Source organism: Amycolatopsis echigonensis, assembly GCF_002846615.1.
In the GTDB taxonomy this organism is placed as follows: Bacteria; Actinomycetota; Actinomycetes; order Mycobacteriales; family Pseudonocardiaceae; genus Amycolatopsis; species Amycolatopsis echigonensis.
The window spans coordinates 2093039-2115473 of record NZ_PJMY01000003.1 but is presented as its reverse complement, the minus strand read 5'-3'; the positions used below and the strand labels follow the sequence as shown (position 1 = coordinate 2115473).

25 protein-coding genes and 3 tRNA genes are annotated in these 22435 nt (G+C 68.4%); 24 read left to right on the top strand and 4 right to left on the bottom strand.

Going from position 1 to position 22435, the window contains the following annotated elements:
• Nucleotides 1–43: 43 nt before the first annotated feature.
• The 5 genes from ATK30_RS14575 (at nucleotide 44) to ATK30_RS14555 (ending at nucleotide 1537) form a co-directional block, all read left to right on the top strand.
• Nucleotides 44–116 (top strand) — tRNA-Thr (locus tag ATK30_RS14575).
• Nucleotides 117–280: 164 nt separating this feature from the next.
• Nucleotides 281–353: transfer RNA gene (locus ATK30_RS14570), tRNA-Met, on the top strand.
• A gap of 49 nt (nucleotides 354–402) precedes the next feature.
• Entirely contained in the window at nucleotides 403–567 is a 165-nt protein-coding gene (gene rpmG, locus ATK30_RS14565; RefSeq protein WP_005152047.1) for a 50S ribosomal protein L33, read from the top strand.
• Between the two features lie 125 nt (nucleotides 568–692).
• Nucleotides 693–1142, top strand: coding sequence for a MaoC family dehydratase N-terminal domain-containing protein (locus tag ATK30_RS14560; RefSeq protein WP_167441911.1), 450 nt, complete (start codon nucleotides 693–695; stop codon nucleotides 1140–1142).
• Nucleotides 1139–1537: a MaoC family dehydratase gene (locus ATK30_RS14555; protein ID WP_167441910.1), complete on the top strand. Its 399-nt coding sequence runs from the start codon at nucleotides 1139–1141 to the stop codon at nucleotides 1535–1537. Before ATK30_RS14560 ends, ATK30_RS14555 begins: the two co-directional genes overlap by 4 nt.
• Nucleotides 1538–1642: 105 nt before the next feature.
• On the opposite strand, the gene ATK30_RS14550 is transcribed toward ATK30_RS14555, so the two are convergent.
• Together ATK30_RS14550 and ATK30_RS14545 are read right to left on the bottom strand one after the other, a co-directional pair.
• On the bottom strand, nucleotides 1643–2551 hold the full coding sequence (locus tag ATK30_RS14550; RefSeq protein ID WP_101436045.1) for an SGNH/GDSL hydrolase family protein: 909 nt from the start codon (nucleotides 2549–2551) through the stop codon (nucleotides 1643–1645).
• 50 nt (nucleotides 2552–2601) lie between these two features.
• A complete protein-coding gene (locus ATK30_RS14545) occupies nucleotides 2602–3504 on the bottom strand; it encodes a TIGR03619 family F420-dependent LLM class oxidoreductase (RefSeq protein WP_101436044.1) in 903 nt (300 codons plus the stop codon).
• Between the two features lie 424 nt (nucleotides 3505–3928).
• Here ATK30_RS14545 and ATK30_RS14540 point away from each other — a divergent pair.
• The 6 genes from ATK30_RS14540 to ATK30_RS14515 all read left to right on the top strand — a co-directional run bounded on the left by ATK30_RS14540 (nucleotide 3929) and on the right by ATK30_RS14515 (nucleotide 7587).
• Nucleotides 3929–4001: transfer RNA gene (locus ATK30_RS14540), tRNA-Trp, on the top strand.
• A gap of 32 nt (nucleotides 4002–4033) precedes the next feature.
• A complete protein-coding gene (gene secE, locus ATK30_RS14535) occupies nucleotides 4034–4468 on the top strand; it encodes a preprotein translocase subunit SecE (protein ID WP_158242467.1) in 435 nt (144 codons plus the stop codon).
• 74 nt (nucleotides 4469–4542) lie between these two features.
• Nucleotides 4543–5367, top strand: a complete 825-nt coding sequence (gene nusG / locus ATK30_RS14530; RefSeq protein ID WP_101436042.1) for a transcription termination/antitermination protein NusG — start codon at nucleotides 4543–4545, stop codon at nucleotides 5365–5367.
• Between the two features lie 82 nt (nucleotides 5368–5449).
• Entirely contained in the window at nucleotides 5450–5881 is a 432-nt protein-coding gene (gene rplK, locus ATK30_RS14525) for a 50S ribosomal protein L11 (RefSeq protein WP_037360170.1), read from the top strand.
• Between the two features lie 107 nt (nucleotides 5882–5988).
• Nucleotides 5989–6708: a 50S ribosomal protein L1 gene (gene rplA, locus ATK30_RS14520; RefSeq protein WP_101436041.1), complete on the top strand. Its 720-nt coding sequence runs from the start codon at nucleotides 5989–5991 to the stop codon at nucleotides 6706–6708.
• Nucleotides 6709–6777: 69 nt separating this feature from the next.
• Nucleotides 6778–7587, top strand: coding sequence for an alpha/beta fold hydrolase (locus ATK30_RS14515; protein WP_101436040.1), 810 nt, complete (start codon nucleotides 6778–6780; stop codon nucleotides 7585–7587).
• 6 nt (nucleotides 7588–7593) lie between these two features.
• Here ATK30_RS14515 and ATK30_RS14510 read toward each other — a convergent pair whose 3' ends face one another.
• A complete protein-coding gene (locus tag ATK30_RS14510) occupies nucleotides 7594–8571 on the bottom strand; it encodes a hypothetical protein (RefSeq protein WP_101436039.1) in 978 nt (325 codons plus the stop codon).
• 319 nt (nucleotides 8572–8890) lie between these two features.
• Between ATK30_RS14510 and rplJ the strand changes: the two genes are divergently transcribed.
• From rplJ to ATK30_RS14445, 13 genes are all read left to right on the top strand, one after another.
• A complete protein-coding gene (rplJ, locus tag ATK30_RS14505; RefSeq protein ID WP_101436038.1) occupies nucleotides 8891–9445 on the top strand; it encodes a 50S ribosomal protein L10 in 555 nt (184 codons plus the stop codon).
• Nucleotides 9446–9493: 48 nt separating this feature from the next.
• Complete coding sequence (gene rplL / locus ATK30_RS14500; protein WP_009072216.1) at nucleotides 9494–9886, top strand: 50S ribosomal protein L7/L12; 393 nt, start codon at nucleotides 9494–9496, stop codon at nucleotides 9884–9886.
• A 459-nt stretch (nucleotides 9887–10345) separates the two neighbouring features.
• Entirely contained in the window at nucleotides 10346–11524 is a 1179-nt protein-coding gene (locus tag ATK30_RS14495) for an ABC transporter ATP-binding protein (protein WP_101436037.1), read from the top strand.
• Between the two features lie 32 nt (nucleotides 11525–11556).
• Entirely contained in the window at nucleotides 11557–12309 is a 753-nt protein-coding gene (locus ATK30_RS14490) for an MlaE family ABC transporter permease (RefSeq protein ID WP_051165981.1), read from the top strand.
• A 2-nt stretch (nucleotides 12310–12311) separates the two neighbouring features.
• A complete protein-coding gene (locus tag ATK30_RS14485) occupies nucleotides 12312–13148 on the top strand; it encodes an MlaE family ABC transporter permease (protein ID WP_101436036.1) in 837 nt (278 codons plus the stop codon).
• Nucleotides 13145–14476 carry an MCE family protein gene (locus tag ATK30_RS14480; protein ID WP_101436035.1) on the top strand — a complete coding sequence of 444 codons (1332 nt, stop codon included), beginning with the start codon at nucleotides 13145–13147 and terminating at the stop codon, nucleotides 14474–14476. The genes ATK30_RS14485 and ATK30_RS14480 overlap by 4 nt, the downstream gene beginning before the upstream one ends.
• Complete coding sequence (locus ATK30_RS14475; RefSeq protein WP_101436034.1) at nucleotides 14473–15501, top strand: MCE family protein; 1029 nt, start codon at nucleotides 14473–14475, stop codon at nucleotides 15499–15501. The genes ATK30_RS14480 and ATK30_RS14475 overlap by 4 nt, the downstream gene beginning before the upstream one ends.
• The gene (locus ATK30_RS14470) at nucleotides 15498–16484 is read left to right on the top strand and encodes an MCE family protein (protein ID WP_101436033.1); all 987 of its coding nucleotides are present in this window, start codon (nucleotides 15498–15500) and stop codon (nucleotides 16482–16484) included. The genes ATK30_RS14475 and ATK30_RS14470 overlap by 4 nt, the downstream gene beginning before the upstream one ends.
• Nucleotides 16481–17662: an MCE family protein gene (locus ATK30_RS14465; protein WP_101436032.1), complete on the top strand. Its 1182-nt coding sequence runs from the start codon at nucleotides 16481–16483 to the stop codon at nucleotides 17660–17662. The genes ATK30_RS14470 and ATK30_RS14465 overlap by 4 nt, the downstream gene beginning before the upstream one ends.
• Before the next feature lie 10 nt (nucleotides 17663–17672).
• Entirely contained in the window at nucleotides 17673–18896 is a 1224-nt protein-coding gene (locus ATK30_RS14460; RefSeq protein ID WP_101440829.1) for an MCE family protein, read from the top strand.
• Nucleotides 18896–20158, top strand: coding sequence for an MCE family protein (locus ATK30_RS14455; protein WP_101436031.1), 1263 nt, complete (start codon nucleotides 18896–18898; stop codon nucleotides 20156–20158). The genes ATK30_RS14460 and ATK30_RS14455 overlap by 1 nt, the downstream gene beginning before the upstream one ends.
• Before the next feature lie 36 nt (nucleotides 20159–20194).
• Nucleotides 20195–20800: a hypothetical protein gene (locus tag ATK30_RS14450; protein WP_183123721.1), complete on the top strand. Its 606-nt coding sequence runs from the start codon at nucleotides 20195–20197 to the stop codon at nucleotides 20798–20800.
• A 26-nt stretch (nucleotides 20801–20826) separates the two neighbouring features.
• Nucleotides 20827–21885 (top strand): hypothetical protein, encoded by a 1059-nt coding sequence (locus tag ATK30_RS14445; protein ID WP_244194615.1) that lies wholly within the window; start codon nucleotides 20827–20829, stop codon nucleotides 21883–21885.
• A 19-nt stretch (nucleotides 21886–21904) separates the two neighbouring features.
• Here the strand turns inward: ATK30_RS14445 and aroQ are convergent, their stop codons facing one another.
• Nucleotides 21905–22372 carry a gamma subclass chorismate mutase AroQ gene (aroQ, locus tag ATK30_RS14440; RefSeq protein ID WP_167441909.1) on the bottom strand — a complete coding sequence of 156 codons (468 nt, stop codon included), beginning with the start codon at nucleotides 22370–22372 and terminating at the stop codon, nucleotides 21905–21907.
• Nucleotides 22373–22435 lie beyond the last annotated feature (63 nt).

Below are 22435 nucleotides of genomic sequence, written 5' to 3'. Positions count from 1 at the left end.
CCAGGCGGGTTGCTAATCTTTCCCAGTCCTCGCGAGAGGCAAGGCCCCTTTAGCTCAGTCGGCAGAGCGTCTCCATGGTAAGGAGAAGGTCTACGGTTCGATTCCGTAAAGGGGCTCGCGAGTCCGCGAGCTATGTCCGCAAAAAACGCGGACCTGGCTCGCTTCGCGGCGTCCATCTGGGGGTCGAACCCCCAGACCCCCGCCAGGGGGCGAGCCCCCTGGACCCCCGGCCGGGTCGAGTTCGGCTTGGCGGGTTGCAGTGGGGTGGGTGTCTGAGTGGGGCGGTGTAGCTCAGTTGGCAGAGCAAGCGGCTCATAATCGCTGTGTCGCCGGTTCAAGTCCGGCCACCGCTACGCGGTAACGACGGGGCTGGCCCCCGGATCTGAGAGAGAAGGAAACGCTGTGGCTGCCACCGACGTGCGACCCAAGATCACGCTGGCGTGCGAGGAGTGCAAGCACCGCAACTACATCACCAAGAAGAACCGGCGCAACAACCCGGATCGCCTGGAGATGAAGAAGTTCTGCCCGAACTGCGGTACGCACCGGACTCACAAAGAGACCCGCTGACGCAGGCGGTCTTTTACCAGCTTCGCAAGAGCCGCCCCGGCCCACGCCGGGGCGGCTTTTCGCTGTCTACTGACCGGTTCAGGCACCCGCGCGGGGCGACGCCGGTGTTCGGTTAGCCTCTTCGCGTGCCTTTGGACCAGTCGTTCACCGGGCGGGAATACCCGTCGGACAGCAAGTACTTCGTGAGCCGGGAAAAAATCCGCGAGTTCGCCGACGCCATCGAGGACCCGAACCCGGTCTACCGGGACCCGGAGGCGGCCCGCGCCGCCGGCCACCCCGACGTGCTCGCGCCGCCCACCTTCCTCACCATCCTCAACCTGCCGAAAATCAACGGCATCGTGACCGACCCCGCGCTCGGCCTCGACTACTCCCGGATGGTCCACGGCGACCAGGGCTTCCGCTACGAACGCCCGGTCCACGCCGGCGACGAACTGGAAATCTCCGCCAAGATCGAGTCGATCATGGCGCGGGCAGGCAACGACTTCATCAACCTCCGCGCCGAAATCACCGACGCGGACGGCAAACTCGTGTGCACGACGCGGGCGCAGCTCGTGGTTCGGGGGGCGGAAGCGTGAACGTCGGCGACGAACTGCCTCCGCTGGAGGTCCGCATCACCCGCGCGCAACTGATCCGCTACGCCGGAGCCTCGCTCGACTTCAACCCGATCCACTGGAACGAGAACTTCGCGACCAAGGTCGGCCTCCCGGACGTGATCGCGCACGGCATGCTCACCATGGCCGTGTCCGGCCGCATCGTCACCGACTGGCTCGGCGACCCGGCCCGCCTCGTGGACTTCAGCACGCGCTTCACCCGCCCGGTCGTGGTGCCCGACACCGACGAGGGCGCCCTGGTCGAGGTGACCGGCAAGGTCGGCGCCCTGACCGACGAGGGACTCGCCCGGATCGACCTCACGGTGAAGTTCGAGGGCAAAACCGTGCTGGGCAAACCGCAGGCCCTCGTCCGCCCCTGAAGCCCGGCTCGGCCTTCTGGTCCGGCAAAGGTCCGTGAAGGACCCCTCGAAGGAATCTGATTCCCGCAAGGGGCCCTTCACGGACGGAACCGCATCGGGGCGGCCTCAGTGCACGCCCAGCACCGACTCCACCACGCCAGCCATCCCCGCCTCGCCCCGTGCGTTCGGATGCAGGGCCGCCGCCGAGGACGTCGGGACCAGCCCCTCGATCCACTTGACGTCCGAGTTCGCGCAGACGTCGTGGCCCTTGCTCGGCTCGGCCGTATCCGCGAACCCGGCGTCGTGAGACTTGGCCTGGTCGGACAGGACGTCGTTGAGCTTCCCGAGCGCGTCGCGCAGATACGTCACATCGCCGGTGCCCAACGGCAGGACCGGCCAGCAGCCGTCGCCATCCGGGAGGACCGTCGGGTAGCCGACGACCACCACCCGCGCCTTCGGGGCCTTCTGGTGGATCTCGTCGAGCGCCGTGCCGACCTTCTTCGCGGTCTCGCTGATCCGGTCGGCCAGTTCGTCCTTGCCGCCCGCGGTGAGCCGGTCCTTGCACGGCGAGGCGCTCTGGTGGGCGGTCACGCAGGTCTGCGCCAGTGCGATGAATCCCACATCGTTGCCGCCGATGCCCAGGGTGACCAGCGTCGTGTCCGAGGTGACCGAGTCCAACTGCGGCGGGTTCGCGCCGTTGCGCGTCGACTGGGCGTCGGTCAAGTCCTCCGTCGTCGCTCCGCTGCAGCTGACGTCCACGAACTTCGCCGGCTTCAGCTTCGCCGACACCAGATGCGGATAGTTGTTGTCCGATCGTGCGCATCCGGCCGGCGAACCCGACTGCTTCCCGGTGCGCGGCGCCGACGTATACGAGTCGCCGAGTGCGACGTACCGGCCGGTGCCGCCGCCGGTGTCCGCGCCGGACGGCGGTGCGGTCGACGAGTCGTGCTTCGACTTGTAGTAGCCGACGGCCAGCAGCGCCCCCACGACAACGAGGACGAGCAACCCGCAGCCACCGCTTTTGTTTGCCCCCACCCGACCGTTCTACCGGTCCGGCCCCTTGCCGACGACCCGCTTACGGGTGATCACGCAAAGACAGCGGCGTGCAGCTCGCCGGCCAGTTCCAGCGCGTGCGGGACGGTTTCGGCCACATAGTGCACATCGACCAGCGCCTCGGTGATGCCGTCGGCTTCGGCGGCCTTCAGCTGAGCCGCGACGTCCTCGACGGTCGCGGTGGCCGAGCCCGGCATCGGATTGATCCGCAGCACCCGGCGGAGCGACTCCGGATCCCGTCCGGCCTTCTCCGCGGCTTCCACGACCACGGCCCACTTCTGCCGCAGCATCGGGATCGGGAGCCCGGCGGGCAGCCAGCCGTCGGCGATCCGGCCGACTCGCCGCAGCGCCGCGTCCGACGCCCCGCCCAGCAGCACCGGCGGACCGGGCTGCTGCAGCGGACGCAGGCCGATCAGGGAGTCCGGGATGTCCCAGCGTTCGCTCCGGTGCCCGGCCGGGTCCGCGGTCCAGAGCGTCCGCAGCACCTTGACCAGTTCGGCCAGCCGCGCGCCGCGGTGCTCCCACGGCACACCGGCGGCGGTGTACTCGTCGCGGAGCCAGCTGAGCCCGAGGCCGACGTCGAGCCTGCCGCCGGACAGCAGGTCCAGCGACGTCAGGGAGCGGGCCAGCAGCACCGGCGAGTAGAGCGGCCCGTTGAGGGTGCTCGACCCGAGCCGCGCGGTCTCCGTCGAATTCGCGGCGATGGTGAGCGCCAGCAGCGGATCGACGAAGCGGACGAACTCCGGCGGGTACGGCCGTTCAGGTGTACCGGACGGGTAATAGGTCTTCGGGGAGACCGGGGTCAGCACCCGGTCGCCGACCCAGAGGGAGACGAAGCCCATGCGCTCGGCTTCGGCGGCGAAACCGGCGATGGCGGAGGGGTCGGCGAGCTTGCCGTACTGCGGCAGGGCCAGCCCAAGCTGGAATATGGTCACCGAGGCTCCTTGATCATCAGTTTCGCTTGCGAGTCAACGAAGATCATCTTCCGCCAGTCCGGTCTTGGCTTCCTGGCGGGAAAATTCGCCGGGGCGAAAGCGATTTCGCTTGCCGTGCCGGGAATCCGAAGCGGTCGCGAAACCGGGCGAGGCGACGGGCGCCGACGGCTTTGCGATTAATCGGATAACGGCCACGGGCCTATGTTCGCACGAACAGGTGATCTTCGCCGCGAGTTCCCGGGTGCTGTCCGAACGGCCCGGAACGACGGCCTCCGGGGTGCCGCGGGGGCGTCGAGGGGGCTGGGTTGCAAGGCGGCATCCGGCTTGCCGTAGACTTCGGAACTCGGAACGCACTACGGTCATCCCCGCCGGATGGTGGGGACGATGGAATGCGTCCTCCGGAGCCAGGGTGACCCGGCTCCACAGGGGTGTAGCTCAATTGGCAGAGCAGCGGTCTCCAAAACCGCAGGTTGCAGGTTCAAGTCCTGTCACCCCTGCGTACGGGAACTGGTGGAGCGGAGGAGTGGTCGTGAGCGACAGCGACGCCAGCGGCGAGCACGAGCAGGGCGATTCGGGCAAGCAGCCCGGAGTCGAATCCCGCCCGGTGTCCGCCGCGGCTCGGCGCGAACGCCGCGCTTCCGCTCGGCCGGCAGGCAAGTCCGAGGCACGGCCGGGCTCGACCCGTCCGTCCGGCAAGGCGGGCGACAAGGTCGCGAAGCCCGCCGACGCCAAGGGCGCGCCCACCCCCAAACGGGACCGGAAGCCCAAGAAGGCCTCCCTGTTCGCCCGGTTCACGCGGTTCATCCGCGAGGTCTGGGCCGAACTGCGCAAGGTCATCTGGCCCAACCGCAAGCAGATGGTCACCTACACCGCGGTCGTCCTGGTGTTCGTGGTGTTCATGGTGGCCCTCGTGAGCGGTCTCGATCTCGGCTTCAAGGAGCTGGTCGGGCTGGTCTTCGGCTGACGCCCGACGGGCGCGCCACCGCGCTGGCCGGGCCCCGGTCCGGCCCGGCAAGCGATCAACTGAGAGGACGGAACGTGACCTCCGACAACGGCACCGAAGCCGGTCGCGACCTGACCGAGCTTTCCGACGAGCAGGTGCAGACGGCACCCGGCGACGAGGAGTCCGCCGAGCCCGTCGAGGTGCCCGTCGCCGAGGACGAGGTCGCCGCCGACACCGACGAGTCCGCCGCCGCCGAGGATTCGGACGACGCCGACGTGACCGAGCCCGCCCCCGAGGCGGACGACCCGGTCGCCGCGCTGCGCGCCGAGCTCAAGGCCGCGCCGGGCGAGTGGTACGTCGTGCACTCGTACGCCGGTTACGAGAACAAGGTCAAGACCAACCTCGAGACGCGTACCCAGACCCTGGACGTCGAGGACTACATCTTCCAGATCGAGGTCCCGACCGAAGAGGTCACCGAGATCAAGAACGGCCAGCGCAAGCAGGTGCAGCGCAAGGTGCTGCCCGGCTACATCCTGGTCCGGATGGACCTCAACGACCAGTCGTGGAGCGCGGTGCGCAACACCCCTGGCGTCACCGGGTTCGTCGGAGCCACTTCGCGGCCGTCGCCGCTGACCGTGGACGAGGTGCTGAAGTTCCTCGCCCCGCAGGTCGAGAAGGAAGCCCCGGCCAAGGCCGCCAAGGGCGGCGAATCCGCCGCGGCCGCCCAGTCCGGCGCGCCCGCCGTCGAGGTCGACTTCGAGGTCGGCGAGTCGGTCACCGTCATGGACGGCCCGTTCGCCACGCTGCCCGCCACGATCTCCGAGGTCAACGTCGACGGGCAGAAGCTGAAGGTCCTGGTGTCGATCTTCGGCCGGGAGACCCCGGTCGAGCTCTCGTTCAGCCAGGTCTCCAAGATCTGACGGCCGGGCCATCCCGGTCGGCAGTCCCCGCGTACTGGCAGGTGTGCGGGGGACTCACGTCAGTTAAGAAGGACACAAGGTAATGCCACCCAAGAAGAAGAAGCTTGCGGCGATCATCAAGCTGCAGATCAAGGCGGGTGCGGCCAACCCCGCGCCGCCGGTCGGCCCGGCGCTGGGTCAGCACGGCGTCAACATCATGGAGTTCTGCAAGGCCTACAACGCCGCGACCGAATCGCAGCGCGGGGACGTCGTCCCGGTCGAGATCTCCGTGTACGAAGACCGGTCGTTCGACTTCAAGCTGAAGACGCCGCCGGCCGCCAAGCTGCTGCTCAAGGCCGCGGGCGTGGAGAAGGGCTCCGGCGAGCCGCACAAGACCAAGGTCGCCAAGGTCACCTGGGACCAGGTCCGCGAGATCGCGAAGACCAAGGAGACCGACCTCAACGCGCACGACATCGACCAGGCCGCGAAGATCATCGCCGGCACTGCCCGCTCCATGGGCATCACCGTGGAGTAATTGCCTCGACTTCGTTGAGGCGGCGCGATTTCGCGCTAGCTCGAGTGGGAGAGCCATGTGCTGGCTCTGCAACACCACACTGATCCACCTGACTTAAGGACAGAAGCATGACCAAGCACAGCAAGGCCTACCGCCAGGCCGCGGAGCTGATCGACAAGGCGCGGCTGTACGCGCCGCTCGAGGCCGTGAAGCTGGCGAAGGAGACCTCCAAGACGAAGATGGACGCGACCGTCGAGGTCGCGATGCGTCTCGGGGTCGACCCGCGCAAGGCCGACCAGATGGTCCGCGGCACCGTGAACCTGCCGCACGGCACCGGTAAGACCGCCCGCGTCATTGTTTTCGCCGTCGGCGACAAGGCCGCCGAGGCCGAAGCCGCTGGCGCCGACGCGGTCGGCACCGACGAACTGATCGAGCGCATCCAGGGTGGCTGGCTCGACTTCGACGCCGCGATCGCGACGCCGGACCAGATGGCCAAGGTGGGCCGCATCGCCCGCATCCTCGGCCCGCGCGGCCTCATGCCGAACCCGAAGACCGGCACGGTGACCCCCGCGGTCGAGAAGGCCGTGAAGGACATCAAGGGCGGCAAGATCAACTTCCGCGTCGACAAGCAGGCGAACCTGCACCTGGTGATCGGCAAGGCGTCGTTCGACACCGAGAAGCTGGTGGAGAACTACGCGGCCGCGCTGGACGAGATCCTGCGCGCCAAGCCGTCGTCGGCGAAGGGCCGCTACGTCAAGAAGGTCACCTTCACCACGACGATGGGCCCGGGCATCCCGGTCGACCCGGCCCGGACTCGCAACCTCCTCGCCGAGGAAGCCGCGGTCTGAGTCGCACATCACGCGAAAGGGTGGTCACGCTTCGTGCGTGACCACCCTTTTTTCGTGTCTCATGGAGATATGCCAACGACGTTCATCGCCCCCGACGGGCTCCAGCTGAGCTACACGGTCTGGGAGGGCGACGGACGGCACCGGCGTCCCGTCGTGCTGCACCACGGTTTCGCGGCCGACTCCCAGGTGAACTGGGTGAACCCCGGCGTGGTGGACGCGCTGGTCAAGGCTGGCTTCACGGTGATCGCGCTGGACGCGCGCGGGCACGGCGCGTCGGAGAAGCCGCACGACCCGGCGGCCTACGGCGAGGACATCATGGCCGCGGACCTGACCGCGCTGTTCGACGAACTCGGCCTGGACGAGGTGTGCCTGGCGGGCTACTCGATGGGCGCGATCGTCTCGCTGCTGGTGGCTACGCGTGACCGGCGGGTCCGCTGCCTCGCGGTCGGCGGCGTCGGCGCGGGAATCGTGGACTTCGGCGGCGTGGACGCCCGGGTGATCAACCGGAGCCAGATCGCGGAGGGACTGCTGGCCGAAGACCGGTCGAAGGTGCCCTCGGCGGCGCGCCCGTTCCGGCGGCTGGCCCGCCGGGCAGGCGCGGACGTCGAAGCGCTGGCCGCGGTGATGCACGCGACCCCGCACGGACCGATGCGGCTGACGAACCTCTCGGCGGCGACGCTGATCCTGGCCGGGGAATCTGACGAACTGGCGACGCAGCCAGAACGCCTCGCGGCGGGCATCGCGGGCGCGCGGCTGGTGCGGGTCCCGGGAAACCACATGGAAGCGGTGGCACACCCGGCCTTCGCGGCGGCGCTGGTGGACTTCTTCGCGTACTCGGACACGGGGGAGACCCGGTTGCCGATCAGCTCGCCCGCCTGACGAAGATCAGCCCGGGGTGGAGGTCGCCGTCGGCGGCGCGGGGCATTTCTCGGGGCCGGGCGAGTGGCCGGTGATCAACCATTGGCCTTTGTCCACTTTGGTCACTTGGAACACGCCCAGCGCCGGGCCGCCCTGCACGCTGAACGTGCAGGAATCGATCGTCACGACCGGCGGGGGAGTCGGGCCGGAAACATAGGACGGGAGCGATTCGGCGTAGTCGTTCATGTTCTTCACTTGCGCGTGGAGCTTCTCGACCGCGACCTTGCAGTCCGGCTGACCGGTGGTGTCCTTGGCGAACTTGTCCTGGATGTCTTCGCGGAATCGTCCGCAGGCGTCGTCGACCCGGCCCTGGGCGATGTTGTGGTAGACGAACCGCACCGCCTCGTTCGGATTGGTCGAGAAGATGTGGTTCGTGTGGTAGGTCCCGCCGCCCTCAGCGGCGATCTGGGCTGAGCTTTTGCCCTCGTTGCTGGGGAAGATCTGGTGGTAGCCCCAGTTGACCAGGATGCCGAGGATGACCAGGGCGATCACCCAGCCCAGGATCTTCCCGCCGAGGCGCTTCACCCAGCGCGGCACCGGGCGGCGGTTGCGGGGCGGTTCCTCGTACTCGGTCAGCGCGCCGGGCTGGTTCGGCGGGGATGGCGGCTGTCCGCCGGCGAGCGGCTGGCGGTTGCCCGCCGGGACCAAGCCCGCGTCCGGGTGCGGAGCCGGTTCGGTGCCTTGCTGGGCCCGGGTGAACCGCAGGTACTCCTGGAATCGCTGGAATTCCTGGAACTGGCGCAGCTGTTCGGGATCCAGCTGCGGCTCGGTCCCGTTCGGCTGCGGAAGATTCGGTGCGGCTGGTTGGGGCGTCGGCTGGCTGGGAGTGCGGGGGGCGACCTCACCCCCGCCGGGCTGCGGCTGTGCGGGCGGTTGCGCCGAGGATCCGCCCGAACCGGGAGAGGGGGTTTCTTCCGGCTTTCCGTGATCACGCTGTTCCGCCACGTCACCAATGATGCCCGCTCCGCCGCGATTTCCCGAGACTGCCCCGGTTCTCGCAGCTCAGCAAGGGGGTGCCCGCGAACCCCGCCGAGGCCTCCCGTATGCTGGTCGACGGTTCTACCAAAGACCGCTGGTTCTCTCCGGATCTCCGGGGAGCGAAGGTTCCGCAGCACGGCGGACGGCCCGCGCAGGAGGAACGAGGCTTTCACCCCAGTCGTCAAGGCTGGGCAACGCCCCGCGTCTGCTGCGCGTGGGCGTTTTTGTCGTTCGGGGGCGCCTCCGCCGAAGCCAGTGGTGACACTAGCCAAGAGAGGAGGCGACCATGGCGAAGCCCGACAAGGTGGCGGCCGTCGCCGAGATCGCGGAGAGCTTCCGCAGCAGCTCGGCCACCGTCGTTACCGAGTACACCGGCCTCTCCGTGACTCAGCTGTCCCAGCTGCGCCGCGCTCTCGGCACCAGTGCCAAGTACCGGGTCGCGAAGAACACCCTCGTCAAGCGTGCCGCTGAGGACGCCGGCCTCGAGGGGATCGAAGACCTGTTCGTCGGTCCGACCGCGATCGCCTTCGTGCAGGGCGAGGCAGTCGACGCCGCGAAGGCGCTTCGCGACTTCGCGAAGGAAAACAACGCGCTTGTCATCAAGGGCGGCTACATGGACGGCAAAGCGCTGTCCGTGGACGAGATCACCAGGATCGCCGATCTCGACAGCCGCGAGGTGCTGCTCGCCAAGGCGGCGGGCGCGTTCAAGGCGAAGCTTTCCCAGGCCGCCGCGCTGTTCCAGGCGCCGGCGTCCCAGGTGGCCCGCCTGGCTGCCGCGCTGGAGGAGAAGCAGCGCAACGCCACCGGTACCGAAGCAGCCGAAGCACCCGCCGAGAGCTGAACCACCCCACCCCGAACGTCTCGTTCGTTTTTCTGAGAGGAAGCCATCATGGCGAAGCTGAGCACCGCCGAGCTGATCGACGCCTTCAAGGAGCTGACCCTCCTTGAGCTGTCCGAGTTCGTGAAGGAATTCGAAGAGGTCTTCGACGTCACCGCCGCCGCCCCGGCCGCCGTCGTGGCCGCCGCCCCGGGTGCCGCCGCCGGTGGCGCCGAGGCCGCTGCCGAGCAGGACGAGTTCGACGTCATCCTCGACTCGGCCGGCGACAAGAAGATCCAGGTCATCAAGGTCGTCCGCGAGGTCGTCTCCGGCCTGGGCCTGAAGGAGGCCAAGGAGCTGGTCGAGGCCGCTCCGAAGGCGCTCCTCGAGAAGGTCGACAAGGAGGCCGCCGACGCCGCCAAGGAGAAGCTCGAGGCCGCCGGCGCCAAGATCACCATCAAGTGATCCCGGGCGCGCAAGCGCCCGCAGTTCCACCGGGAAAGGGGTGGGCATCCGATCCGGGTGCCCGCCCCTTTCGCTGTCCGCGGCAAAAAAATTCGCACAGTCGCCGAACCCGGCCGCACGCGTCCTCGTTCAGGCGAACGAGTGGCCTGCTGAGCGACCTCGGGTCACCCCCTGTTTGCCGCGTTTCCGCCGGTTAACCCGTCAGGGTGAGTGGTGGTCGGCCATCTGGATCTGCGGCCGAACGTGACGTGCACTACCGTGCTGCCAGCGGTCGCCGTACTGGATCCCCGTCGCGTGAGGCGTGCACGGGGGCTGGCCAGAGAACAAAACTGGTGAGTAACCTGTTCGCGCTCAGCTCGTTGCACCTGGTTGAAGCGGAGTTCGCCGCGCGAGCTCCGCCGCTGCCAGCGGCGACGAGGCGGCGGTGCGCGACGACGCGGAACAGCTCCTGGAGGTGCGATGGGTGCCGAGGTGGTCATCGAAGGTCTGACGAAGTCCTTCGGAAAGCAGACCATCTGGCGGGACGTGACGCTGACCCTGCCTCCCGGCGAGGTCTCGGCGATGCTCGGCCCGTCCGGAACCGGCAAGTCCGTGTTCCTGAAGTCGATGATCGGGCTGCTCAAGCCGGACCGCGGACGGTGCGTCATCAACGGCGTCGACATCGTCACCTGCTCCGAGCACAAGCTGTACGAGATCCGGAAGCTGTTCGGCGTCCTGTTCCAGGACGGCGCGCTGTTCGGCTCGATGAACCTCTACGACAACGTGGCCTTCCCGCTGCGGGAGCACACGAAGAAGTCCGAGACCGAGATCCGCCGGATCGTGCTGGAGAAGCTCGAGATCACCGGTCTGGCCGGCGCGGACAAGAAGCTCCCGGGCGAGATCTCCGGCGGTATGCGCAAGCGCGCCGGCCTCGCCCGCGCCCTCGTGCTGGACCCGGAGATCATCCTGGTCGACGAGCCGGACTCCGGTCTCGACCCGGTCCGCACGACCTACATCTCGCAGCTCTTCCTGGACGTCAACGCCCAGATCGACGCGACGTTCCTGATCGTGTCGCACAACATCAACCTCGCCCGCACGGTGCCGGACAACCTCGGCATGCTGTTCCGCAAGGAACTCGTCATGTTCGGCCCGCGCGAGGTGCTGCTGACCAGCGACGAGCCGGTGGTCGAGCAGTTCCTCAACGGCCGCAAGCTCGGCCCGATCGGCATGTCCGAGGAGAAGGACAGCGCCCAGATGGCCCGCGAGCAGGCCGAGGCCGCCGCCGGGCACGGCGACGTGCTCAACGAGGACGTGCGCGGCGTCGTGCCGCAGATGCAGGTCAGCCCGGGCGTTCCGGAGCGGGCCGGAGCGAAGCGGCGGATGGACCGCGTCATGCGGATCCTGCACACGCTCCCGCCGAGCGCGCAGGAGGGGATCATCGAATCCCTGACGCCCGAGCAGCAGCGGTACTACAACGTGCGGCCCAACCCCGGTGCCTTCCACCACCAGCGCGGCCCGGAGGACACGCAGCAGCTCCCGCCGGTCAGCGCGCCGGGCCCGGTGCCCGACCAGCACCAGGGACAGCTTCCCGCCGACCAGGTCGCGCGCATTCCCGGCGCGGACGGCCGGTCGCCCCGGCACGGGCAGGGTGGCGCGTGACCACCACCTCGGCCAAGATCCCCGGCTACGGAATGCTGCGGGAGACCGGGAACCTGTTCGCGCTCGGCCTCGACATCATCCGCGGCATCTTCCAGCGCCCGTTCCAGTTCCGCGAGTTCATCCAGCAGGCCTGGTTCGTCGCGAGCGTGACGATCCTGCCGACCGCGCTCGTCGCGATCCCGTTCGGCGCGGTCATCTCGCTGCAGTTCGGCGCGCTCGCCCGCCAGCTCGGCGCGCAGTCCTACACCGGTGCGGGTTCGGTGCTGGCGACCGTGCAGCAGGCCAGTCCGCTGGTCACCGCGCTGCTGGTGGCCGGCGCGGGCGGAAGCGCGGTCTGCGCGGACATCGGCGCGCGGACCATCCGCGAGGAGATCGACGCGATGGAGGTGCTGGGCGTCTCCGCGGTCCAGCGCCTGATCGTGCCGCGCACGCTCGCCATGATGCTCGTCGCGCTCCTGCTCAACGGCATGGTCAGCGTCATCGGCGTGCTCGGCGGCTACTTCTTCAACGTCGTGCTCCAGGGCGGCACCCCGGGCGCGTACCTGTCCAGCTTCTCCGCGCTCGCGCAGCTGCCCGACCTCTGGGTCGGCGAGATCAAGGCGCTGATCTTCGGCTTCATCGCCGCGGTCGTGGCGGCTTATCGCGGCCTGCACCCGAGCGGCGGCCCGAAGGGCGTCGGCGACGCGGTGAACCAGTCGGTCGTCATCACGTTCCTGCTGCTCTTCGTCGTGAACTTCGTGATCACGCTGATCTACCTGCAGCTCGTGCCCGGAAAGCTGGACTGACCATGACGTTCCTCGCGGGGGCGAAGCGGATCGCCAACCGGCCGCTCGAGACCCTGGACACGCTCGGCGACCAGATGTCGTTCTACGGCCGGGCTTTGCTGTGGACGCCGCGCACGCTGCGCCGCTACACCAAGGAAGTGCTGCGGCTGCTGGCCGAGGTGAGCTTCGGCTCCGGCTCGCTCGCGGTCATCGGCGGCACGGTCGGCGTGATGGTCGGCCTGACCCTGTTCACCGGTGTTCTCGTCGGCCTGCAGGGCTACTCGGCGCTGAACTCGATCGGCACCTCGGCGTTCACCGGCTTCCTCACCGCGTTCTTCAACACCCGCGAGATCGCGCCGCTGGTCGCCGGGCTGGCGCTGTCGGCGACGGTCGGCGCGGGCTTCACCGCGCAGCTCGGCGCGATGCGGATCTCCGAGGAGATCGACGCGCTCGAGGTGATGGCCGTGCCGAGCCTTCCGTACCTGGTGACCACGCGGATCATCGCCGGGTTCGTGGCCGTGATCCCGCTGTACGTGATCGGCCTGCTGAGCTCGTACCTCGCCTCGCGGCTGGTCGTTATCTATATCTACGGACAATCCGCGGGTACCTACGACCATTACTTCGACCTGTTCCTACCACCACAAGACGTGCTCTATTCGTTCATCAAGGTGCTGATCTTCAGCGTTTTGATCATTCTTTCGCACTGCTACTTCGGGTACCGGGCCAGCGGAGGGCCCGCCGGGGTGGGCGTGGCCGTCGGCCGCGCGGTGCGGCTTTCCATCGTCACGGTTTCGGTCGTGAACTTCTTCATCGGTTTCGCGATTTGGGGAACCGACGTCACGGTGAGGATTGCGGGATGACCACACTACGGCGCAGGTTGCTCGGCCTGCTGCTGGTGGCGGTGCTCGTCGGCGGGATCGCGCTCAGCATCGCGATGTACGACAAGGCGTTCAGCAAGTTCGTCACGGTGAAGCTCGACGCGGGCAGCATCGGCAACCAATTGCTCAAGCAGTCCGACGTGAAGGTCCGCGGTCTGATCGTCGGTTCGGTGCAGGACATCAAGGCCACCGAGAACGGCGCGGAACTGACGCTCGCGATGGACCCGGAGTCGGTGAAGCTGATTCCGGAGAACGTGTCCGCACGCTTCCTTCCGAAGACGTTGTTCGGCGAACGCTACGTGTCGCTGGAGATTCCGAAGGACCCGTCGGCCAAAACGCTTTCCCAGGGCGACGTGATCACCCAGGACCGCACTTCGAGCGCGATCGAACTGGAGCAGGCGCTGGAGCACCTGATGCCGGTGCTGCAGGCGGTTCAGCCGCAGAAGCTCTCCAGCACGCTCAGCGCGATCTCGACCGCGCTGCAGGGCCGCGGCAAACCGCTCGGCGAAACGCTTTCGCAGCTCGGCCAGTACATCGGCGACCTGAACCCGCACGAGCCGGAACTGCAGCACAACCTGCAGGCGCTCGCGGAGTTCTCCGGGCATCTGAGCAACGCGACGCCGGATCTGGTGCAGAGCCTGGACAACCTGAGCACGACGACCCGCACCGTGGTCGCCGAGCAGGCGAACCTCTCGAGCCTCTACGGCAACCTCACCACGGCGTCGCAGGACCTGCAGTCGTTCCTGGAAGCGAACTCGCAGAACCTGATCAGCCTCGCCAGCACCGCGCGCCCGACCGCGGAGCTGCTCGCGAAGTATTCGCCCGAATACCCGTGCGTGCTGAAGCAGATGGCGAAGGTCGTGCCGGTCGCGGACGCGGCGCTGGGCAAGTACAACGGCAAGCCCGGCCTGAACGCGACCATCGAGGTCGTCGTGAACCGCGGGCCGTACAAGCCGGGCGAGGAACCGCGGTTCGAGGACAAGCGCGGTCCGCGCTGCTACGACCTCAACCCCGCGCCGGACCCGTTCCCGCAGGAGCCGCCGGACGGCCCGTTCAAGGACGGCACCAAACAGGGTCCGGCTCCGAAGACCGTGGGCGAGGGCCTGAACCCGGCCAACTTCAAGGGTGACGCGGCCGGGCTCAACGGCGGCGGAGCCTCGGGCGGCAACCCGGTCAACACCGCGGCCGAGAACAACTTCCTCGCCGCGCTGGTCAGCCCGGAGATGGGGATTCCGCAGGGACAGTTCCCGGGCTGGGGCTCGCTGCTCGTCGGCCCGCTCTACCGGGGCACGGAGGTGACGGTCAAGTGAGGGGACTCGCCGCACCGCTGATCAAGCTGTCGATCTTCGTGGTCGTCACGGTGCTGTTCACGACAGTGCTCGGCATCAGCATCGCGAACATCAACACCACCAGCACCAGCACCTACTCCGCGCGGTTCACCGACGCCACGCTCCTGCTGCCGAACGACGACGTGCGCATCGCGGGCGTCCGCGTCGGCCAGGTCAAGGACGTGAAGATCGTCGACAAGCGCCAGGCGCAGGTGGACTTCGAGGTCGACTCCGGGCGCAAGCTCCCGGCAGGCGTCACCGCGCAGATCAAGTTCCGCAACCTGGTCGGCCAGCGCTACGTCTCGCTCGGCGAGGGCGACGACACCAGCGGCGCGACGCTCAAGCCGGGCGACACGATCCCGCTCGAGCGCACCACGCCCGCGCTGGACCTGACCGAGCTGTTCAACGGGTTCAAGCCGCTGTTCACCGCGCTGAACCCGGACGACGTCAACAAGCTGTCCTACGAGGTCATCCAGGTGCTGCAGGGCGAGGGCGGCACGGTGGAAAGCCTGCTGTCGCACACCGCCTCGCTGGCCACCACGATCGCCAACAAGGACCAGGTGATCGGCGAGGTCATCGACAACCTCAACTCGGTCCTGGACACGGTCAACCAGCACACCCCGCAGCTCAACGACCTGATCGTGAAGCTGCAGCAGCTGGTGTCCGGCCTGGCCGCGGACCGCAAGCCGATCGGCGACGCGATCGAGGGGCTGGGCAACCTGGCCACCACGACCGCCGGTCTGCTGACCGACGCGCGGGCGCCGTTGAAGGACGACATCGCGGCTCTGGGCAAGCTCACCACGAACCTGAACCAGAACGAGCCGCTTGTCGAACACTTCATCCAGTTCATGCCGAAGAAGGTCAGTGCGCTCACGCGCACCGCCGACTACGGCTCGTGGTTCAACTTCTACTCCTGCGAGATGACCGGGACGGTCGGCGCGCCGCCGCTGCTGCCGCCGACGAACTTCACGCTCGCGCCGGTGAGTCGGGACAGGTGCAAGCCATGAAGTCCTTCCAGAAACGCAATCCGATCCCGATCGCCCTGGTCGGCATCGCGGTGATGGCGCTCGGCCTCGTCGCCGCGCTGAACTCCGACGACCTGCCGGTGATCGGCGGCGGCACCACCTACAGCGCGGACTTCTCCGAAGCGGCCGGGCTGCAGAAGGACAACGACGTGCGGATCGCCGGCGTGAAGGTCGGCAAGGTGTCCGACATCAAGCTCGACGGCCCGAACGTCAAGGTGTCGTTCAAGGTCAAGGACGCCTGGATGGGCGACAAGACCACGGCGGCGATCAAGATCAAGACGCTGCTGGGCCAGAAGTACCTCGCGCTCGACCCGCAGGGCAACGGCACGCTCGACCCGGGCAGCCCGATCCCGCGCGACCGCACGATGTCGCCGTACGACGTGCTGGACGCGTTCCGCGGCCTGTCGCAGACGGTCGACGCGATCGACACGAACCAGCTGTCCAAGAGCTTCGAGGCGATCACCCAGACGTTCTCGAACACCCCGCAGGACGTGAAGGGCGCGCTGTCCGGGCTGTCGAAGCTGTCGGACACGATCGCCAAGCGCGATTCGCAGCTGGCGAACCTGCTGGCCAACACGCGGGAGGTGTCGCAGACGCTGGTCGACCGCGACGCCGAGGTGCAGAAGCTGATCACCGACGGCAACCAGCTGCTCGACGAGATCGGCAAGCGCGAGCAGGCGATCAAGACGCTGCTCGACGGTTCGAGGCAGCTCTCGACGCAGTTGCAGGGCCTGGTCGACGACAACGACGGCCAGCTGAACCCGGTGCTCACCCAGCTCGACCAGCTCACGTCGATGCTGCAGCGCAACCAGGACTCGCTGGCGCAGGGAATCCAGAAGTTCGCGCCGTTCATCCGGGTCTTCAACAACACGATCGGCACCGGGCACTGGTTCGACAACTACATCTGCGGCCTGGTGCTTCCTTCGGTCGGCCCGCTCAATCCGGAGGGGTGCAACTCCAAATGACCGACACCCGCTTCGGCCAGTCGCTCATGCGCGGCATGACGATCGCGATCGTGCTCGCGCTCGTGGTGGCGGGCGCGCTCTGGTGGACCCTCAAGGACGCCGGCCGCAACCACCTGACCGCGTACTTCTCCGGCGCCGTCGGCCTCTACGAGGGCAACAGCGTCCGGATGCTCGGCGTGGACATGGGCACGGTGACCAAGATCCAGCCGATGGGCAACCAGGTCCGGGTCGACCTCGAATACGACCGCTCGGTCGCGGTGCCCGCCGACGCGAAGGCGCTGATCGTGGCCCCGTCGCTGGTCAGCGACCGCTACATCCAGCTCGCCCCGGCCTACACCGGCGGCCCGCGGATCTCCGACGGCGCGACGATCGGCCTCGACCGCACCGAGGTGCCGCTGGAGGTCGACCAGCTCGCCGCCAGCCTCGCCAAGGTCAGCGAGACGCTGGGGCCGAACGGGGCCAACAAGAACGGCTCGCTGTCGGACCTGCTGAACACCGCGGCGAACAACCTCGACGGCAACGGCAAGGCGCTGCACGACACGATCACCAAGCTCGGGCAGGCGTCCGGAACGCTGGCGGGCAACAAGGACGACCTCTTCCAGACGGTGCAGAACCTGGGCAAGTTCTCCCAGACGCTCGCCAACAGCGACGGCCAGGTGCGCCAGTTCGAAAGCCAGCTCGCCGACGTGAGCGGATTCCTCGCCGGGGAGAAGGACAATCTCGCCCAGACGGTGCAGCAGCTCGGCACCACGCTGCAGTCGGTGCAGGGTTTCATCGAACGCAACCGCGGCCGATTGAAGTCCAATGTGGACAAACTGGCCAGCGTGACGAAGGTGCTGGTGGACCAGCGCAGCTCGCTCGCCGAGATCCTCGACGTCGCGCCGGTGGCACTGGAGAACATCGTCGGCGTCTACAACGGCTCGTCCGGCACGCTCGACACGCGGCCGAACCTCAACGAGCTGACCCAGCCGCCGCTGGTGATGGTCTGCAGCCTGCTCAAGCAGACCTCGGTGACCAAGCAGCTGCTCGGCAACGCCTGCGACGGCATCGCCAAGGTGGTCGACGGCGCGGTTCCGCTCCCGTCCACCGCGCAGGTCATCCAGGCGATGCAGAACGGCCAGCTGCCGCCGCTGCCGCTCCCGCTGCAGGGCCAGGTCTACGGGACGCAGGGGAGCTGACGTGAAGCGACTGACGAAGTTCGCCGCGGGCGGGGCGCTCGCCACGGTGACCGCGCTCGTGCTGAGCGGCTGCTCGTTCAACGGCGTCTACGACGTCCCGCTGCCCGGCGGGGCCGACCTCGGCAGCCATCCGTACACGGTGAAGATCCAGTTCAAGGACGTGCTCGACCTCGTCCCGCAGTCCGGGGTGAAGGTCAACGAGGTGCCGGTCGGGCAGGTCAAGTCGATCGGGCTGACGCCGGACGGCTGGCACGCCGAGGTGACCGTCGAGGTCAACGGCGACGTCAAGCTGCCCGCCAACGCGATGGCCAACGTGAAGCAGTCGAGCTTGCTCGGCGAGAAGTACGTGGAGCTGGCCTCGCCGGGCGGGAACGAGGCGACCGGGCAGCTGGCGAACGGGGCGACCATCCCGCTCGCGCGCACCGGCCGCGACGTCGAGGTCGAGGAGGTGCTCGGTGCGCTGTCCCTGCTGCTCAACGGCGGCGGCGTGGACCAGCTCAACACGATCACCAAGGAGCTCAACAACGCCACGTCCGGCCGCGAGCCGGACATCAAGGCGCTGCTCAACAACGCGAACGAGCTGGTCACCAACCTCGACAACCAGTCGGCCAACATCACCCGCGCGCTCGACGGCCTCAACCGGCTGTCCATGACGCTGCGTGACCAGAAGGACAAGCTGGTCGGCGCGGTCGACAACCTCGGGCCCGGGCTCGGGGTGCTGGAACAGCAGCGTGGCCAGCTGGTGACCATGCTGAACGCGCTCAACAACCTCTCCGGGGTCGCGACTGACACGGTGAACCGGAGCAAGGCGGACCTGGTGGCGGACCTGAAGGCGCTCACGCCGACGCTGCAGAAGCTCGGCGAGGCGGGCAACGACCTGCCCAAGGCGCTGGAGATCCTGCTGACCTACCCGTTCACCGACCAGGCCTACAACGACGTCAAGGGCGACTACTTCAACCTGTTCGCCAAGATCGACTTGAACCTCAAGGACGTCATCGACAACCTGGGCCGCAGCAGGCAGAACGGGCTGAACGGCCTGATCCCGGCTCCCGGGCTGACCGGCGGCGTCGAGGGCACGCCGTCGAACCAGCCGCCGCCGCTGTCGTTCCCGGGCAGCCAGCCCGCGCAGCAACAGCAGCCGGCTCCGTCTTCGACCGGCGGCCAGGGCGGCGGACAGCCGTCGCAGGGCGGGTTGTCCGGCCTGTTCGGGGTGCTTTCCGGAGGTGCTGGCTGATGTTGCTGCGCAGGACGAAAATCCAGCTGGTGGTCTTCGCGATCATCTCGGTCGTGGCCATCGTGTACGCGCTGATCCGGTTCGCCGGCCTCGGCACGGTCTTCGGCAGCAGCGGCTACACGGTCAAGCTGCAGCTCAACGAATCCGGCGGGATCTTCACCAACGCCGAGGTGACCTACCGCGGGTTCAACGTCGGCCGCGTCGGGCAGCTGCGGCTGACCCAGACCGGGCTCGAGGCGGACCTGAACATCGACCCGTCGGCCCCGCGCGTGCCGTCCGACCTCGACGCGGTCATCGCCAACCGGTCCGCGGTCGGCGAGCAGTACGTGGACCTGCGGCCGAAGAACGACCAGGGCCCGTACCTGGCGAGCGGTTCGGTGATCCCGGCCGCGCGCACCACGACCCCGGTCAGCACCGACCGGCTCCTCGGCGACCTCGATTCGCTGTCGGCCTCGGTGCCGACCGACTCGCTGCGGAAGGTCGTCGACGAGTCCTACGACGCGTTCCGCGGCACCGGCGGCGACCTGCAGAGGCTGCTCGACACCGCGCGCAGCTTCACCACCACCGCGCAGCAGTACCTGCCGCAGACCGTGCAGCTGCTGCAGGCCGGCGGCCAGGTGCTGGACACGCAGAACGACGAGGCGTCGAACTTCGCGTCCTTCTCCAAGAGCCTCAACCAGCTCAGCGGGACGCTCAAGAACTCCGACGGCGACCTGCGCAAGCTGATCGGCGTCACCCCCCAGGTGGCGACCCAGATCAGCGAGGTCGTCAAGGAGACCGGGCCCGGTCTCGGCGCGCTGACCGCGAACCTGCTGACCACGGCCAACCTGACCGTGACCCGGCTGGACGGTCTCGAACAGGGCCTGGTGACCTACCCGGCACTGGCGGCCGCCGCGCCGTCGGTGGCCCCCGGCGACGGGACCGCGCACCTCGGCCTGGTGCTGAACCTGTTCAACCCGCCGTCGTGCACGAAGGGCTATCTGCCCTACAGCCAGTACCGTCCGGGGTCGGACACCTCGCCCCGGCCGGAGGACGACAAGGCCTACTGTGCGGAACCGAAGGGCAGCCCGATCAACGTCCGGGGTTCCCAGAACGCGCCCTACAACGGCGTGCCGGTGCAGCCGTCGCAGCAGGACATCGCGGCGAACCAGAACCGGCCCGCGCAGCAGCTGCAGGAGCAGCGCGACGCTCAGGTGCCGGGCGTGGTCGGCAGCCCCGGGGTGTCCCTGAACAGCATGGGCTCGCTGCTGGGGCTCGGCTGACTGGGATTTGATGACTGTTACCTACTCTGGAGTGTTATGAGTGCCGAGCACGCGGTCGCCGAGGAAGAGGTGACCGCTGAGACGCCCGAACCGGCAACGGCGGCGGCGAAGGAAAAGTGGACGCTTCCCGGATCGCCGCGCGTCTGGCTGCTCGGGTCCGGGGCGTTCGCTCTCGCCGCGCTGGTGGTGGCGATCGTGTTCGGGATCATGTGGCTGGTCGCGGAGATGGACGGCGACCGGGACCTCGCCGCTGCACGCGACGACGTGCTCAAGGAGGGCGCCGCCGCGGTGCTGGCCTACACCCAGGTCGACTACCAGCATCTCGACGACTACTTCGCCAAGCAGAAGTCGGTGTCGAGCGACGACATGGCCAAGCAGATCGCGCAGGCCCAGCCGAACTACTCGAAGGCGCTGACCGACCAGAAGGTCAAGGTCACCACGACGATCCAGGACATCGCGGTCGAGGAGCTCAACGACCACGACGGCAAGGCCAGCTTCCTGGCCGCGATCAGCACGGACACCTCGGCGGGCGGCAAGAACGCCACCAAGGCGCTGCGGCTCGAGGTCCAGATGACCCGGGTCGGCAGCGACTGGAAGCTGTCCGGGATCGACCAAGTGCCGCTCGTCGCCGCCGGCCAGTAGCTTCACCCGCAGATCGGAGTTCCGCAGTGCCCCCCTCCCGTCGCCAGCCACCGCGCAGCAGCACGCCACCGGCCCGCAGGCCGAAGGTCGCCGGGCTGCGCAAGCCGTCGGACCCGGCGGCGCCGGCGGCCTCGCCCACACCGCGCCCCCGGCCGCGGCCGCTCCCTGACGCCGACCCGGCCGAGGTGACCCAGGAGCTGCGGATCCCCCGCGGCGGACTGGCGCGTCCGGCGGAGCCGGAGACCGAACCCGCCGAAACCGAGGTCGCGGGGACCGCAGTCGAGGAAGACGCCGCTGAACCCGAGGCTTCCGCGGTCGCCGAGAAAGCCCCGGCCGAAGAGATCGACGCGCTCACCGGCGAGACCGTCGAGGAAGAGAAACCGGCCCGGCCGAGCCCGCGACGGAAGAAGCGGGACACCGGTTCGGAGAAGCCCTCGGACGTCGAGGAGGCCGAGACCAAGGCACGCACGCGCGAGGACGCCGCAGCCGCGGTTCCGGCGCAGCGGTCCGTGGTCAGCCGCAACACCGTGCGGGTCGCGCTGCTGCTGGTCGTCGGACTGGCTCTGGTGGCCGCGGCGGTCATCTTCCAGGTCAAGGGCTCGGACGCGGCCGATTCGACGAGCAACCGCGCGGTGCTCGACGTGGCGAAGACCGCGCAGGTCAAGGACCAGGTCTCGAAGGCCATCGAGACGCTGTTCTCCTACGACTTCAACAACATCAAGAAGACCGAGGACGCGGCCAACCAGCTGCTCGCGACCGACCAGGTCAAGGCCAGCTACAACGCGCTGATGGGCCAGGTCAAGAAGCTCGCGCCGGAGCAGAAGGTGGTCGTGACCTGCAAGGTCACCCGCAGCGCGGTGATCCGGCTGAACGGCGACCTCGCCCGGGTGATGCTGTTCATCGACCAGACGTCGACGCGCGCGGACACCAAGCAGACCGCGGCCGGCACGGCGCAGATGCACGTGGACGCCCAGCTGCAGGGCAACACCTGGAAGATCACCGACATGGACACCTACAAGGCCGCCGGACCGGCCGCTGGCGCACCCGCGCCGTCCGCCCCGGCTTCGGCCCCGCCGTCGAAGTAGAGGCGGTCTCAGCCAGGCGTCACGGCCCGTTCCCGGAAGCTCCGGGGGCGGGCCGTTGGCGTGCCAGCGTCCGGTAGGCCGTCCGGAGCGGCTCCTGCGTCAGCTCGTGCGGGGTTTCCGGCGGGGTCAGAGGTTCGGGGACGGAAGCGGCCAGCCGGTCCAGCAGAGCGACCGTGAGGCCGTCCAATTCGGCGCGCAGCACAGACAGGTCGGGGCCGGCGGACGGCCGTTCGTCGGGATGCGCGGTCCAGCGCGCGAAAAGCCGATGCTGCACCTGCTTGCTCGCCGCGATCTGGTCGGAGAGGAAGTCGGCGGCGAGGTCCGGGTCGAGGCCCAGGTCGCGGGCGAGGGCCCGGACGCGGGCGAGCTCGCGCTCTTCGCGGACGGGATCGTCGACGGGCCGTCCAGCCCCGAACTTCGCGGCGGCGACCTGCTCGCTGATCACCAGCCTGCGCAGGATCAGCTCGGGAAGCGAGTCGGCTGTCACCGTCGTGCACACCCCCGCCGGAACTCGTGATCCATTCGGCAGTTTACCCAGTGAAGGCGTGAA

What these genes read in the sequence shown, in the direction of transcription:
- rplK (WP_037360170.1), top strand. Translation starts at nt 5,450, where the DNA reads ATGCCACCCAAGAAGAAGAAGCTTGCGGCGATCATCAAGCTGCAGATC.
- rplA (WP_101436041.1), top strand. Translation starts at nt 5,989, where the DNA reads ATGACCAAGCACAGCAAGGCCTACCGCCAGGCCGCGGAGCTGATCGAC.
- ATK30_RS14515 (WP_101436040.1), top strand. Translation starts at nt 6,778, where the DNA reads ATGCCAACGACGTTCATCGCCCCCGACGGGCTCCAGCTGAGCTACACG.
- rplJ (WP_101436038.1), top strand. Translation starts at nt 8,891, where the DNA reads ATGGCGAAGCCCGACAAGGTGGCGGCCGTCGCCGAGATCGCGGAGAGC.
- rplL (WP_009072216.1), top strand. Translation starts at nt 9,494, where the DNA reads ATGGCGAAGCTGAGCACCGCCGAGCTGATCGACGCCTTCAAGGAGCTG.
- ATK30_RS14495 (WP_101436037.1), top strand. Translation starts at nt 10,346, where the DNA reads ATGGGTGCCGAGGTGGTCATCGAAGGTCTGACGAAGTCCTTCGGAAAG.
- ATK30_RS14490 (WP_051165981.1), top strand. Translation starts at nt 11,557, where the DNA reads ATGCTGCGGGAGACCGGGAACCTGTTCGCGCTCGGCCTCGACATCATC.
- ATK30_RS14485 (WP_101436036.1), top strand. Translation starts at nt 12,312, where the DNA reads ATGACGTTCCTCGCGGGGGCGAAGCGGATCGCCAACCGGCCGCTCGAG.
- ATK30_RS14480 (WP_101436035.1), top strand. Translation starts at nt 13,145, where the DNA reads ATGACCACACTACGGCGCAGGTTGCTCGGCCTGCTGCTGGTGGCGGTG.
- ATK30_RS14470 (WP_101436033.1), top strand. Translation starts at nt 15,498, where the DNA reads ATGAAGTCCTTCCAGAAACGCAATCCGATCCCGATCGCCCTGGTCGGC.
- ATK30_RS14465 (WP_101436032.1), top strand. Translation starts at nt 16,481, where the DNA reads ATGACCGACACCCGCTTCGGCCAGTCGCTCATGCGCGGCATGACGATC.
- ATK30_RS14455 (WP_101436031.1), top strand. Translation starts at nt 18,896, where the DNA reads ATGTTGCTGCGCAGGACGAAAATCCAGCTGGTGGTCTTCGCGATCATC.
- ATK30_RS14450 (WP_183123721.1), top strand. Translation starts at nt 20,195, where the DNA reads ATGAGTGCCGAGCACGCGGTCGCCGAGGAAGAGGTGACCGCTGAGACG.